Raw genomic sequence first — 13,758 nt, forward strand, 5'->3', positions numbered from 1 at the left:
TTTCTCGCTAAGGTTGGGCTTTCCGGTCGCGGCCCCCGGGCCCATCTTCCTCAAGGCAGGCAGACGCGAGAGCCATGACGCGAGACATTGCCCCGAATCCGTCGGCCCCAAATCCGTCGGCGGAAGACCGCCCCGGCCTGTCGGCCAGCATCCGGTCGCATCTCGGCACCCAGCTCCGGGCCACCTACGAGGCCCTGGGCAACGCCGATGCGGACAACCGGTTCGCCGAGCTGATCGCGCGCCTGGAAGCCGCCCTCAAGGCGCAGGGCGAGATCGTCCTGCCGGAATTCCGCGACGGGCTCCTGCAGGCGGTTCCGTCCTTGCGCGCCTTCGCGCTGTCGCTCACCAGCAATCCGGCCCGGGCCGACGACCTGGTGCAGGACACGCTGCTGAAGGGCTGGCAGCACCGGGCCCGGTTCCAGGCCGGCACCAACCTGAACGCCTGGCTGTTCACCATCCTGCGCAACATCTTCTACTCCGATCACCGCAAGCGGGTGCGCGAGGTCGAGGACCAGGACGGCTCCTACGCCGCGCGTCTCGCCACCGCGCCGCACCAGGGCGACCGGCTCGACGTCGAGGACCTGCAGAGCGCGCTCGCCAAGCTGCCGCCGGACCAGCGCGAGGCCCTGGTGCTCGTCGGCGCCGAAGGCGTCTCCTATGAGGAGGCGGCGGCGATCATGGGCTGCAAGGTCGGCACGGTGAAGAGCCGCGTCAGCCGCGCCCGCGGCCGGCTGGCGGAACTTCTCGGCTACGACGAGGAAGATCTCGGCACCGACCGGCTGATCCAATCGGCGATGCCGAAGGACGCGTGATTCGCAACCTGTACCCCCGCGGGGTTTAAGTCGACTTTTTCGGCCATCACGATTGAACCGTTTCGCCCATGGCGACGTTACCACCCCCGAAGAGCCGCCCCGCTCGACCGGGGTGGACTGGACGAAACGGAGATCGACCCGATGAAGACCAAGACCTTCCTGGCTGCCGCTGCCCTCGCCCTCTCCCTGCCGATGGCTGCCCACGCGCAGGGCCTGATCGGCGGCGCCCAGCGCGGTGCAGAGGACGGTGCGGATGCGGCCGGCCCGGTCGGCGCGATCGTCGGCGGTGCCGTAGGTGCCGCGACCGGTGCGGTCGGCGGCCTGCTCGGCGTCGACGACCGTCCGCGCTTCCGCTCCTACGCCGTGCGCCAGCACCGCTCGTACGACTGGGACGGCGACGTCCGCGTCGGCACCGTGCTGCCCTCCTCAGGTGTGAGCTACTACGAGGTCCCGTCCGATTACGGCATCCGCGGCCGCCGCTACACCGTGGTCAACGACCGCGTCGTGCTGGTCGATCCGGGCACCCGCCGCATCGTGCAGGTCATCGACTAAGACCCGCATGCGCGCCGCCCTCGGGCGGCGCAGCCCTCGTATTCGAAAAGCCCCGGCTCCGCGCCGGGGCTTTTCTTTTTCGAAGTCGCGTAAATTCTCTCTCGATGCAGCGTCGAATCCTGCAACGAAACCGACGCGATCGTCGTTCTGCTTCGACGATGGCGCGGACGAATTGAATACCGCGCCACGGAACCTCAACGATACGGATTCCGATGCCCTCCGACCCGTACGAGAACCACGACGCCGCACTGCCGCAGCCGGTGCGCGAGCACCTCGGGCAGCAGCTCCGCTCGACCTACAATGCCGAGGCCGAGAAGCCGGATTATCTCGGCGATCCGGGTCTGCCGCCGGAATTCACCCCGCAGCTGCGCCGCCTCGAAGGCCGGCTGAAGGCTCACGACACCGGACGCGAGGCGGTGGAGGACGCGCTCAACGATATCCTGCGCGAGCTGCCGGCGAAAAGCTGACGCTCACCGCCGCGCCGCCAGCAGATCCCGGATCTCCGTCAGCAGCTTCACGTCGGCCGGATCCTCCTTCGTCACCTCCTCGCGCCGCTGCAGCTGGTTCATGGCGCGGATCACCATGAACAGCACGAAGGCGACGATCAGGAAGTTGAGCGCCACGGTGATGAACTGGCCGTAGCCGATCACCGCCCCCTGCTTCTTGGCCTCGGCATAGGCGAGGCCGGTCTGCACCGTCGAGGACAGCGGCAGGTAGTAGTTCGAGAAATCGAGCCCGCCGGTGATCGCCCCGACCGCCGGCATGATGACGTCCTGCACCAGCGAGGTGACGATGGCCCCGAAGGCTGCGCCAATCACCACGCCGACCGCGAGGTCGACGACGTTGCCGCGCAGGGCGAACTTCTTGAATTCCTCGAGCATGTCGGATCTCCTCGCGGCGTCGTGCCGGACGCTCGCGTAACGCGGCGTCACACAGCCAAGCTGGGGCGCGGCCGCGCGATGGGGAGTCGGTCGATGGCGGATTGGGATGCGGGCCAGTACCTGAAATTCGCCGACGAGCGCACGAGGCCGGCCTCGGACCTGCTGGGGCGGGTCCCGCTGGTCTCGCCCGCCCGGGTGGTCGATCTCGGCTGCGGGCCCGGCAACAGCACCGCGCTTCTCGCCGCGCGCTTCCCGGACGCGGCGATCACCGCCCTCGATTCCTCGCCCGCGATGCTGGAGGAGGCGCGCCGCACCCTGCCGGGCCTCACCTTCGTCGAGGCCGACCTCGCCGCGTGGGAACCGGACGCCGCGCCCGACCTGATCTTCGCCAACGCGGTGCTGCAATGGCTGCCGGACCACGCCGTCCTGCTGCCGCGCCTCGCGGGCGTCCTGGCGCCGGGCGGATGCCTCGCCGTGCAGATGCCGGACAATCTCGACGAGCCGTCCCACCGGCTGATGCGCGAGGTGGCGGCGGAGGCACCGTTCCGCGCGGCGCTGGCCGGGGCCGCCGGCGCGCGCACCACGCTCGGCACGTTCCAGGACTACGATACCTGGCTGTCGCGGGCGGGCTGCACGGTCGATCTGTGGCGCACCACCTACGTCCACCCGCTTCCCGACCATCACGGCATCGTCGAGTGGGTGCGCGCCACGGGCTTGCGGCCGTTCCTGGCGCCCTTGAGCCCAGAGCAGCAGGCCGCCTATCTCGCCCGCTACGAGGCGGCCCTGCGCGAGGCCTACCCGGCGCAAGGTGACGGGCGGGTGCTGCTGCCCTTCCCGCGGCTGTTCCTGGTGGCGCGGCGGGCCTGACGCGGGCCCCCGCCCGGTCCGTCGCGGAGCGCTCGGGAAGAGCGCGAGCCCCATCCTCCGCCGCCGGGGATGACAACCGCCGCACGGCTCGACATCGCGGCCGGAAAAGACCAGTCTTGTCCAGTCGGGCGGGGCGGTGCACCAATCTCCGCAAGACGAGAAGAGATGTGAGATCGGTACAGCGTGCGTCGCCACACCGCGGCCGTTCGGCCGCCGGTGCACAGAAGGGACGGCTTCCCCACGGAAGCGCCCCCTCTCCCGCGTGGAGGAGATTCCGACGATGAGACTGTCTTCACTCGCCGCAGCGGCCTCGCTGCTCCTGGTCGTAACACCCGCCCTCGCGCAGGGCACGCCGGCGCAACGGGCCGCCTGCACCTCGGACGCGATGCGCCTGTGCGCGTCCCACATCCCGAATGTCGGGGCGATCGCCTCCTGCCTGCGGCGCGAGAAGGCGAGCCTCAGCGCGGCCTGCCGCACCGTGATGGACGCCTCCGAGGCCCCGGCCCAGCGCACCGCCGAGGCGCAGAGGGCACCCGAGCCGCGGATGATCCCGCGCAGGATGGTGCGGTCCGGCGTGGTCGCCCGGGCAGAGGCGCGGACTATGGGCCGGCGCGCGGGTCCGCGCCGTATCGCGGCCCAGCCCAGGACAGTCCGCTACGCCGCCGTGCGGCACCGGGCCGGGACGGGGCGGATGGCCGGCTTCGCGGGCCTCGGCGGCCGCTCCTCGGAGATGCGTCAGGCCATGTACTGGATGAACCGGCTCGGCGGGCTCAGCGGCATGATGGGCGGCATGGCCGGCATGACGGGGGGCATGGGCGGCGGGGGCATGTCCCTCGACACCATCCGCGACGTGCGCATCGGCGACATCATGAGCATGATGGAGTGAGGCATGGTCCGGACGATGACGTCCGGACCGCGCGGCACGAACCGGACTCACGGCCCGGATCGGCGGGGTCCAGCCCCGCCGCAACCTCAGGCGGCCGGCGCCTCGTCGCTCGGAAGCGAGGCCGTCTCGGCGGCCTCGGCCTTGAGCCGCCGCCGGTACTGGTTGGCGCCGATCGGGATCGCGCAGAGATAGCCGAGGCTGAGCAGCGCCAGGATCTCGAACGGGAAGCTGATCAGCAGCCCGAACGCCGCCACCGTCACGACGAAGATCGGCAGCACGTATTCCCGCGGCACGCGCTTGCCGACGGTCTTGCCCGAGAAGGTCGGCACCGTGGAGATGACGAGGAGCGCGATCACCAGCATGTAGATCAGCGCCACCGGCGCGAGACCCGGCACCATCTCGAAGCCGAGGAAGTGCAGGTAGAGCGGCAGCATCACCGTCAGCGCGCCGGCCGGGGCCGGCATGCCGACGAAGAAGTTCTTCTTCCATTCCGGCCGGTTGGGATCGTCCAGCATCACGTTGAAGCGGGCGAGGCGCAGCGCCATCGCGATGGCGAAGATCAGGGCGACGATCCAGCCGAGCGACTTCAGGTTGTGCAGCACGAAGCTGTAGAGGATCAGCGCCGGGGCGCAGCCGAAATTGACGAAGTCGGCGAGCGAGTCGAGCTCGGCGCCGAAGCGCGAGGTACCCTTGAGCAGGCGGGCGACCCGCCCGTCCACGCCGTCGAGCACCGCGGCGGCGACGATCGCGATCACCGCCGGCTCGAACTTGCCCTCGAAGCCGAACCGCACGGCGGTGAGCCCGAGGCAGACCGCCATCAGGGTGATCATGTTGGGGATGATCATCCGTACCGGCACCGGCTTGAACCGGCGCGGTTTGGGCTCGTTCGGCTCGGGCGCGAAGGGCGGGAAGAGGTCGTCCATGCGGGTCCCCTCCCTGTCAGACGCGGCGGAACTGCCGCACCGGGCCGGTCCCGCGCAGGTCGGCGAGCACGGTCTCGCCCGCCACCGCCTTCTGGCCGAGGCCGACCAGCACCCGGGTACCCGCCGGCAGGTAGACGTCGACCCGCGAACCGAAGCGGATCAGGCCGAACCGGTCGCCGACGGTGAGGTCGTCGCCGGGCTTGACCCAGTCGACGATACGGCGCGCCACGAGGCCGGCGATCTGCACCACGCCGATCCGCACCGGCTCGCCGTTCTGGCGCGTCTCGATCACGAGCCCGTTGCGCTCGTTGTCCTCGCTCGCCTTGTCGAGCTCGGCGTTGAGGAAGAGGCCCGGGGTGTAGTGGACCTGGTCGATGCGGCCCGTGACCGGCACCCGGTTCACGTGGCAGTCGAACACGTTCATGAACACCGAGATCCGCAGCATCGGCACGGAGGGCAGGTCGAGCTCGGAGGGGGGCAGCACGGTGCTGATCAGGTTCACCCGCCCGTCCGCCGGGGAGATCACCAGGCCGTCGCCGACCGGCACGATCCGCTCGGGGTCGCGGAAGAAGTAGCAGACCCAGAGAGTGAGCAGCAGGAAGATCCAGCCGAGGAACTGGACGAAGGTGCCGGCGAGCACCGTCAGGACGATGCCGATCGCGATGAAGGGATAGCCCTCCTTGTGGATCGGCACCAGCACGCGGCGGATCGTCTCGAACAGGTCGGTCATAAGTCCTCGGATGGTCCTCGGGCCTGTCGCCGGCCGCGAACGCGCCGGTTCAGCGCCCGCGGATGGCAGGCGCATGGCTTCACGTCAATTGTCAGATCGGCGCGGATCGCCTCACGACACCGCGGCCGGCTCCGGCGCCTTCGCCACGGGGCCCGGGATCTCCCCCGGCTCCAGATGCGTGCGCAGGCTCGTCCCTTCTTCCGCTTCCGCCCGCTTCAGCGCCTCGCGGGCCGCGTCGGCCTCGCGCTGGCGGTTCCACATCGCCGCGTAGACGCCGCCTTGCGCCAAGAGCGCCAGATGGGTGCCGCGCTCGGCGATGCGGCCCTGGTCGAGGACGATGATCTCGTCGGCACTGACCACCGTCGACAGGCGGTGGGCGATGACGAGGGTCGTGCGGCCGCGGCTCACCCGGTCGAGGGCGTCCTGGATCTCGCGCTCGGTGAAGGAGTCGAGGGCCGAGGTCGCCTCGTCGAGGACGAGGATCGGCGGCCCCTTCAGGATGGTGCGGGCGATGGCGACGCGCTGCTTCTCGCCGCCCGAGAGCTTCAGGCCCCGCTCGCCGACCGGCGTGTCGTAGCCCTCCGGCAGCGCGGCGATGAAGCGGTCGATCTGGGCCAGCTGCGCCGCCTCGCGCACCTCCTCCTCGGAGGCCTCCCAGCGGCCGTAGCGGATGTTGTAGCCGATCGTGTCGTTGAACAGCACCGTGTCCTGCGGCACCATCCCGATCACGGCTCGCAAAGAGTCCTGCTGCACCGCGGCAATGTCCTGCCCATCGATCGTGATGCGCCCCGATTGCGGCTCGTAGAACCGGAACAGCAGCCGCGACAGCGTGGATTTCCCGGCGCCCGAGGGCCCGACGATCGCCACGGTGCGGCCCGCCGGCACCGTAAAGCTGATGCCGCGCAGGATCGGCCGCTCCGGCACGTAGGCGAAGTGCAAGTCCTCGAACCGCACCACCGCCTCGCCGATCGCGAGCGGGGCGGCGCCCGGCCGGTCCGCGATCTCCGGGTTGCGGTGCAGGATCTTGAACATGTCGTCGATGTCGATCAGCGCCTGCTTGATCTCGCGGTAGATCATGCCCATGAAGTTGAGCGGCATCGAGAGCTGCACCAGCATGGTGTTGACCAGCACGAAGCCGCCGATCGTCGCCCGTCCGGCCATGATGTCGCGGGCGGCCAGCCACATCACCACGCTCATGCCGATCGTGAAGATCACCGCCTGGCCGGCGTTCAGCACCGCGAGCGAGACGTAGGTCTGGGTCGAGGCCTTCTCGTAGCGGGCCATCGACTGGTCGTAGCGAGCGGTCTCGCGGGTTTCCGCACCGAAGTACTTCACCGTCTCGTAGTTGAGCAGCGAATCGACCGCCTTGGTGTTGGCGTCGGTATCGGAATCGTTCATCCGCTTGCGGATGGCGATGCGCCACTCCGTGGCCTTGTAGGTGTAGCCGAGATAGGCCGCCACCATGACCAGCACGACGACCGAGTAGGAGAGGTCGAACTCGTAGGCGAGCGTGCCGAGCACCAGCAGGAACTCGACGATGGTCGGCACCAGCGTCAGCACCATCAGGCGCGAGAGTTCCTCGATGCCGTTGCGCCCGCGCTCCAGCACCCGGGTCAGGCCGCCGGTCTTGCGCTCCAGGTGGAAGCGCAGCGACAGGCGGTGCATGTGCTGGAAGGTCTGGAGCGCCAGCCGCCGCACCGCGTGCATCGCCACCTTGGCGAACAGCCCGTCGCGCACCTGGGTCAGCAGCGCCATGGCGATCCGGGCGGCGCCGTAGAGCAGGATCATCAGGGCCGGCGCGGCCCAGATCCCGGTCGGGACGGCCTCTTCCTTGCCTCCCACCGCGGCCACCAGCGCATCGGTCGCCCACTTGAAGGTGAACGGCATCGCCAGGGTGACCACCTTGGCGACGAGCAGCAGGCCGAAGGCGACGAAGACGCGGCGCTGCAGGTCGGGCCGGCCGTGTGGCCAGAGATAGGGCCACAGGCGGCGGTAGGTGGCGACGAGGCCGGGCCGCTCGGGCTCGGCCGGATGGTTCGGGTCAGTGGACAAGGGACCGGTTCCGGACGGGATCGGCGCCGCATATAGGCCAGGACGGCACGGGGAGACAGCGCGCCCGACGCGGCCCGGCCCTGCGGCGAGCCTGTCCGCGCGGCGGCAAGGCACCGGAAACCCGCGCGACACATCCGCGAAACCCGCCTAGAACGACGGCCTTCCGGCCAGGCCGGCGTCGCGCGTCCCCTCCCGCATGTCCGGGTCGTCCATGCTGCTCCCGTCCTCCCGCGATGTTCGGCGCCCGCGCACCGGGCCGGCCCTGCTGCCCGTGCACGCGCCCCCGTCCTGGGCCGGGGGCTCGACGGTCGCGGTCCTCGAACGCTGCCTCGCCCGCTGGCGCCGCTACAAGGCGTCGACCGTCGATCCGGAGGCCTCGGTCCATGACGACATGCTGGTCGATACGCCGGAGGGCCGGGCGCATTACCGGGCCGTCGGCCTCTCGGCCCTGCGCCTGATCACCGAGGCGATGCTGCTGACCGGGCGCACCGAGCCGACGCACATCCTCGACCTGCCCTGCGGCGGGGGCCGGGTGACACGCCACCTCGTCAAGTTCTTCCCCGAGGCCGAGATCGCCGTCGCCGACCTCGACGCCCGCAAGGTGGCGGACGTGGTGGCGCAGTTCGGCGTGACCGAGATCACCGGCAGCAAAGTCTTTTCCGCAGCCCTGCCCGGATCCTACGACCTGATCTTCGTCGGCTCGCTGGCGACCCATTTCGACGCGGCTTTGTTCGCCCGGTCGGTGAACGTGATGATCGACGCGCTCTCGCCCGGCGGCGTGCTGGTCCTGACCTCGGCGGGACGCAACTGGGCCGCCCTGTCGGGGGTGCAGGATCGCGATGCGGGGCTGGTGCCCTTGCGCTGGTGGCGGGCGGCCCTGTCGCTCGTCGGCGGGCCGAAGGTCTCCGACCGCCTGCGCGTGCTGGAGAGCGACTACGCCCGGCACGGCTTCGGCTACACCGAGGTGCGCAGCTGGACCAAGCTCTACGGCCAGAGCTACGGCGGCAGCTACGCGGCGCCGTCCTGGCTGATGCGGCTGGTCGAGGAGCGGAAGGACGCGCTGGTGATCGGCCTCAAGGAGCGGGGCTTCGACAACCTCCTCGACGCGACGCTGATCCAGCGGGCCGGCTGACCGGAGTCAGCCGGGGCTCTCCGGCTCCCGCGCCTGCGGCGCCTCGCCGGGCAGCACGAAGACCTGGCCGGGATAGATCCGGTTCGGGTCGCGGATCTGGCGCTGGTTGGCGTCGAAGATCACCGTGTAGCGCAGGCCCTTGCCGTAGGCCCGGCGGCTGATGCTCCACAGGTTGTCGCCGCGGATCACCTTCGCGGTGCTGATGCCGGGCACGAACACCGCGCCGGACTCGGCGGAACCGTGCGCCACCTCCGCGCCGGGCGCCCGCGCGGGAGCCAGGGCCGTGGCCGTCGCGCCCGCTGGCGGAACGGTCGCGGAGGGAGCCACCGCGACCATCGGGCCGCCCGCCGGGGCGCCGCGCACCAGAGGCTGGCGCGCCGGCGCCTCGGCCGCACCGGTGGTGGCCGGCCCGAGGTTCGGCGGCACCGCGAAGGCGGTCTCGGCGCGGGTCTTGACCGCTCCGGAGGCGGGATCGACCTGATCGATCCGCACCCGGTAGTCGCCGGGCTTGACCCCGCGCCCGATCGTGAAGGCGACGCGGCCATCCGGCCCCGCCTGGCCTGGCGCTACCAGCGTGTCGTTGAGGTAGAGACGCAGATCCGCCTTCGGGGCGCCCTGCGCCGTGACGTAGAGCCGCCCGCCCGGCTCGGCATCGACGCCCACGACCTTGACCGGCCGGGGACCGGACGGCGGCGCGGGCTTGGTCTCGGGCCTGGTCTCGACCTTGGCCTCCGCCTTGGCGGCGGGCTCCGGCAGCGAGAGCACCGCGGTCGGCTGGCCGGGCGTCGTCACGGCGACGAGGGGCTTGGTGCGGCGGTCCTGCGCCACCACCACCACGGCGCTGGCCTGGCTGGAGGCCGTGGCGCCGTCCGGCGCGGTACTGCGCAGGGTGATCTCGTGGCTGCCGGGCGGCAGGACCGGGGGTACCAAAGCGAAGTTGCCGGCGGCATCGGCCGTGGTCCGGGCGAAGGGCTGGCCGTCGCGCAGCATCTCGACCTCGGCCCCGGGCCGGCTGCGCCCGGCGACGACGCTCGCCCCGTCGGGCTCGACCCGGATGACGTCGAAGGACGGCGCAACACCCGCCGCGGCGGGGATCTCGGGCTTGGCCGGCAAGGCGGCGAGCGGCGCCACGGCAGGCGCGGGCGCCGGCGCCGAGAGGGTTGCCGACGGCGAGGTCGTCGTCGGATCCGTCTCCGGCGAGGCGAGCGAGAACAGCCGCGTGCCGCTCGCCGCGACCCCGATGAGCACGAACCCGGCGACGAGGCCGACGGCCGCGAGGACGATGCCCCTCCGCAACTCGGTCGTCATGGCGCAACACTCCCGCTCACGGGTCCTCCCGGCCGATGGTCTCGAACGATTGCGCGACCTTTCGCCTCCGGTCGACACGCCCACGCCATCGCCCTCATATTAACAGGACTGGCGGGGCGAGACCACGCGGCGCGAATCGCGCGGCTCGGCCGGAAACTTGCCTCGTGAAGGCGATGCGTGGAACGGCCGGTTTCGGCTGCGAACGGTGCGGAGACTCGATGCGGACGGTTTGCGTGTATTGCGGCTCGGGGTTCGGCACCGATCCGGTCTTCGAGGCGGCCGCGCGGGCGCTGGGGCGCCACCTGGCGGAGGCCGGCATCGCCCTGGTCTATGGCGGCGGCAATGTCGGGCTGATGGGCACGGTGGCGCGGGCGGTGCTCGACCATGGCGGCCACGTCACCGGCATCATCCCGGACTTCCTGAAGTCGCGCGAGCGCATGCTCGACGACGTGCAGGAGACCATCGTGGTCTCCGACATGCACACCCGCAAGAAGCTGATGTTCGATCGCTCCGACGCCTTCGTGGCCCTGCCGGGCGGCATCGGCACCCTGGAGGAGCTGGTCGAGCAGATGACCTGGTCGCAGCTCGGCCAGCACGCCAAGCCGATCATGCTGCTCTCGGTGGCCGAGTTCTGGGGCCCGTTCCTCGCTCTTCTCGACCACATGCGCCGCACCGGCTTCATCCGCGAGGGTCTGGATCTCAGCTACCTCGTGGCCGAGGAGCCGGACCAGGTGGTGCCGATGCTGCGCGAGGCGATCCGCAAGACGGCGCCGCGCCCGGAGGCCGAGGCGCTGATCGAGGAGAAGTTCTGAGCCTGCGACGGCTCATCGACGGACCTGTTCCCTCCGCATCGTCCCGGGACCGCGAGAGCGGAACCCGGGACCGACGGCGGCAGGCCTGTCGCGTGCGGTGAGGTCGCGGGTCGGCAGACTCTGTCGAGCAGGCTGGAAACGCGCTCAGCCGAGCCGAGCCGGCAGGCGCAGGAAGCCGCGGAAGCGCACCCGCTGCGAGCGCTCGCCTGCGCCGTCGAGGCGGTAATCCGGGAAGCGGGCGAGGAAGCGCCCGAGGGCGATCCGGCCCTCCAGCCGGGCCACCGCCATGCCGACGCATTGGTGGATGCCGCTCGCGAAGGCGAGGTGGCGGTTGGGGTCGCGGGCGACGTCGAAGCCGTCGGGGTCGGGGAACTGCGCCGGGTCGCGGTTGGCGGCGCCGATGCAGAGCGTGATCTGGGTGCCGGCCGGGAAGTCGCGCCCGCCCATCGCGAAGCCCGTGGTGGCGACGCGGTTGCCGAGCTGGTTCGAGCTCTCGAAGCGCAGGACTTCCTCCACGCCTCTCCGCATCAGGTCCGGTTCGGCGAGGAGCCGCGCCCGCGCCTCCCTCCGCTCATCGAGGAGGTGCAGCCCGTTGCCGATCAGGTTGGTGGTAGTCTCGTGCCCGGCATTGAGGATGAAGATGCAGTTCTGCAGCAACTCCTCCGGCGAGAGCCGCTCGCCGCCGACCTCGCCCTGGATCAGGCGGGTGAGGATGTCCTTGTCCGGGTCGCCCGGGTGCCGGCGACGGTCCTCGACGAGACGGTCGAGATAGGCCAGGAACTCGGTCACCGCCCGGTTGCCGGCGGCCTCGACCTCGGCGGAGAGCACCGGCTCGAGGGCGCCGAGGATCGCCAGCGACCAGTCCCGCAACGGCCCGCGCTCCGCCCGCGGCACGCCGAGCAGGTTGCCGATCACCTCGACGGGGATCGCGGCGGCGAAGTCCTCGATCAGGTCGATCCGTCCGCGCGCCTCGGCCGCGTCGAGCAGGCCATCCACCAGCGCGACGATGCCGGCCTCCATCGCGGCGACCGCCCGGGGGTTGAGCGCGCCGGCGATGATGCGCCGGACCCGCGTGTGGCGCGGCGGGTCGTTGAAGACCAGGCTCGTGGTGTGGTGGCGGTAGAGCGGGGAGGCTCCCTCGTCCTCGAGCCGGAACTTGGCCCCGAACTCGACGGTCTTGTCCGAGCTGAAGGTCGCGGCGTCCTTGTAGACCCGCTCCAGGTCGGCGTAGCGCGAGAGCAGGATCCGCGCCTCGCCCGAAGGACCCCGGCCCATCGCGTGGACCGGGGCATGCTCGCGGAGCGCTGCGTAGACGGGATACGGGTTCTCGATGAACCCGTCCGGCAGGCGCCGCAGGTCGAACCCCTCGGCGAGGGCGGAGTCGCTCATCTGGCTCACCCGCGCCCGTTGGGGGCGCAGGCCGGGTTCATCGGCAGGAACGCCTCGGCTTGCGGGATGGTGCGCAGCACCTCGTAGAGGTCCCACGGGCCCTTGCTCGCGGACGGCTCCTTCGCCCGGTAGAGCACGGGGTCGTAGAGGAGGCGCCCATCGGCCCTCAAGGTGGCGGGGTGGTCGAAGAACGCCACCGGCAGGCTCCGCATGGCGGCGTTCGCCGCGACCGCCTCGTCGGTACCGGCCTTGTCGATCCCCTTCAGGTAGTGGGTGACGGCGGTATAGATCAGCGCCTGGTTCTTCGTCGGCATCGCGCCGGTGCGCTCCTGGAAGCGCTTGGCGAAGGTGCGGGCGGCGTCGTTCTGGTCCCAGTAGAAGGCTTCCGAGAAGGTCAGGCCGTGCGCCACCGGCAGGCCGAGGCCCTTGATGTCGGTGACGTAGACGAGGAAGCCCGTCAGCGTCTGGCGCCCGCTCGTCAGGCCGAACTCGTCGGCCTGCTTGACCGCCTTGGTGAAATCGTCGCCGACGCTCGCGAAGCCGACCACGTCCGCCCCGGAACTCTGGGCCTGGAGCAGGAAGGACGAGTAGTCGGCGGTGTTGATCGGGTGGCGCGAGGTGCCCACCACCTTGCCGCCCAGCGATTCGACGACCGTGGTCGCCTCCTTCTGCAGCGCGTGGCCGAAGGCGTGGTCGACGGTGATGAAGTACCAGGTCTTGCCGCCGCGCTCGAACACCGCCCGCGCCGTGCCGGCGGTGAGCGCGTGGGTGTCGTCGGTCCAGTGCGAGCTGACGGGCGAGCAGGTCTTGGCGGTGAGGTCGGAGGTCGCCGCCGCGGTGATCATCACCGTGCGGTTCTTCTCCTTGGCGACCGCCTGGACGGCGAGCGCGATCGCCGTCACCGGCAGGTCGACGATGGCGTCGACCCTGTCGACGTCGTACCAGCGCCGGGCGATGCTGGAGGCCACGTCCGGCTTGTTCTGGTGGTCGGCCGAGACGATCTCGACCGGCTTGCCCCGCACCGTCCCGCCGAAATCCTTCGCCGCCATCTCGGCCGCCGCCACCGAGCCGCGCCCGCCGCTATCGGCATAGGGCCCCGAGAGGTCGGTGAGGACGCCGATCCGCACCACGTCGTCGGAGATCTGCGCCGCGGCCGGTCCGGCAAGGAGACCGGCGAAAGCCGCGAGGGTCAGGGCGGCCCCGCACAGGCGGGTGGCGAATCGGTTCATCGGTCGGCTCCTCCCGGCGCCCGCGTCGTCCGCGCCTGGTCGCCGTGTCATCACGCCTGCCTTCACAGCCGATCCGCGCCGGCCTGGCAAGGGATTCCGTCGAGAGATTTCGCCGAGAGCGTCGTCCTCGCCAAATCGTCGGCGTCGGCCGCACCGCCCTGCGGGAGAACCGGACGAGAGGACGG

Annotated in this window: 14 protein-coding genes; 7 read left to right on the forward strand and 7 right to left on the reverse strand. The window is 70.9% G+C overall.

Annotation, left to right across the window (positions count from 1 at the left end):
• The first annotated feature begins 74 nt into the window (after positions 1-74).
• The 3 genes from MFF64_RS02735 (at position 75) to MFF64_RS02745 (ending at position 1,831) form a co-directional block, all read left to right on the forward strand.
• Positions 75-812 carry a sigma-70 family RNA polymerase sigma factor gene (locus MFF64_RS02735; RefSeq protein ID WP_099899294.1) on the forward strand — a complete coding sequence of 246 codons (738 nt, stop codon included), beginning with the start codon at positions 75-77 and terminating at the stop codon, positions 810-812.
• Positions 813-953: 141 nt separating this feature from the next.
• On the forward strand, positions 954-1,364 hold the full coding sequence (locus MFF64_RS02740; protein ID WP_093568537.1) for a DUF1236 domain-containing protein: 411 nt from the start codon (positions 954-956) through the stop codon (positions 1,362-1,364).
• 212 nt (positions 1,365-1,576) lie between these two features.
• A complete protein-coding gene (locus MFF64_RS02745; RefSeq protein WP_099899292.1) occupies positions 1,577-1,831 on the forward strand; it encodes a hypothetical protein in 255 nt (84 codons plus the stop codon).
• Positions 1,832-1,834: 3 nt separating this feature from the next.
• Here MFF64_RS02745 and mscL read toward each other — a convergent pair whose 3' ends face one another.
• Positions 1,835-2,245: a large conductance mechanosensitive channel protein MscL gene (mscL, locus tag MFF64_RS02750; RefSeq protein ID WP_099899290.1), complete on the reverse strand. Its 411-nt coding sequence runs from the start codon at positions 2,243-2,245 to the stop codon at positions 1,835-1,837.
• A 93-nt stretch (positions 2,246-2,338) separates the two neighbouring features.
• Here mscL and tam point away from each other — a divergent pair, with 93 nt between their 5' ends.
• Together tam and MFF64_RS38000 are read left to right on the forward strand one after the other, a co-directional pair.
• The gene (tam, locus tag MFF64_RS02755) at positions 2,339-3,112 is read left to right on the forward strand and encodes a trans-aconitate 2-methyltransferase (RefSeq protein WP_099899288.1); all 774 of its coding nucleotides are present in this window, start codon (positions 2,339-2,341) and stop codon (positions 3,110-3,112) included.
• A 280-nt stretch (positions 3,113-3,392) separates the two neighbouring features.
• The gene (locus MFF64_RS38000) at positions 3,393-3,998 is read left to right on the forward strand and encodes a hypothetical protein (RefSeq protein ID WP_099899286.1); all 606 of its coding nucleotides are present in this window, start codon (positions 3,393-3,395) and stop codon (positions 3,996-3,998) included.
• An 86-nt stretch (positions 3,999-4,084) separates the two neighbouring features.
• On the opposite strand, the gene pssA is transcribed toward MFF64_RS38000, so the two are convergent.
• The 3 genes from pssA to MFF64_RS02775 all read right to left on the reverse strand — a co-directional run bounded on the left by pssA (position 4,085) and on the right by MFF64_RS02775 (position 7,703).
• Entirely contained in the window at positions 4,085-4,921 is an 837-nt protein-coding gene (gene pssA, locus MFF64_RS02765; RefSeq protein WP_099899284.1) for a CDP-diacylglycerol--serine O-phosphatidyltransferase, read from the reverse strand.
• Positions 4,922-4,937: 16 nt separating this feature from the next.
• A complete protein-coding gene (locus tag MFF64_RS02770) occupies positions 4,938-5,651 on the reverse strand; it encodes a phosphatidylserine decarboxylase (RefSeq protein ID WP_099899282.1) in 714 nt (237 codons plus the stop codon).
• Between the two features lie 111 nt (positions 5,652-5,762).
• On the reverse strand, positions 5,763-7,703 hold the full coding sequence (locus MFF64_RS02775) for an ABCB family ABC transporter ATP-binding protein/permease (RefSeq protein WP_238189473.1): 1,941 nt from the start codon (positions 7,701-7,703) through the stop codon (positions 5,763-5,765).
• Between the two features lie 211 nt (positions 7,704-7,914).
• On the opposite strand from MFF64_RS02775, the gene MFF64_RS02780 reads away from it, so the two are divergent.
• Positions 7,915-8,835, forward strand: a complete 921-nt coding sequence (locus MFF64_RS02780; RefSeq protein ID WP_099899278.1) for a methyltransferase domain-containing protein — start codon at positions 7,915-7,917, stop codon at positions 8,833-8,835.
• A 6-nt stretch (positions 8,836-8,841) separates the two neighbouring features.
• Here the strand turns inward: MFF64_RS02780 and MFF64_RS02785 are convergent, their stop codons facing one another.
• A complete protein-coding gene (locus MFF64_RS02785; RefSeq protein WP_099899276.1) occupies positions 8,842-10,143 on the reverse strand; it encodes a LysM peptidoglycan-binding domain-containing protein in 1,302 nt (433 codons plus the stop codon).
• Between the two features lie 218 nt (positions 10,144-10,361).
• Here MFF64_RS02785 and MFF64_RS02790 point away from each other — a divergent pair, with 218 nt between their 5' ends.
• Positions 10,362-10,955: an LOG family protein gene (locus tag MFF64_RS02790; protein WP_238189476.1), complete on the forward strand. Its 594-nt coding sequence runs from the start codon at positions 10,362-10,364 to the stop codon at positions 10,953-10,955.
• 144 nt (positions 10,956-11,099) lie between these two features.
• On the opposite strand, the gene MFF64_RS02795 is transcribed toward MFF64_RS02790, so the two are convergent.
• Complete coding sequence (locus MFF64_RS02795) at positions 11,100-12,344, reverse strand: cytochrome P450 (protein WP_238189478.1); 1,245 nt, start codon at positions 12,342-12,344, stop codon at positions 11,100-11,102.
• A gap of 5 nt (positions 12,345-12,349) precedes the next feature.
• Positions 12,350-13,573: an ABC transporter substrate-binding protein gene (locus MFF64_RS02800; RefSeq protein ID WP_238189480.1), complete on the reverse strand. Its 1,224-nt coding sequence runs from the start codon at positions 13,571-13,573 to the stop codon at positions 12,350-12,352.
• Positions 13,574-13,758 lie beyond the last annotated feature (185 nt).

This window comes from Methylobacterium frigidaeris (genome assembly GCF_022179185.1).
Classification (GTDB): Bacteria; Pseudomonadota; Alphaproteobacteria; order Rhizobiales; family Beijerinckiaceae; genus Methylobacterium; species Methylobacterium frigidaeris.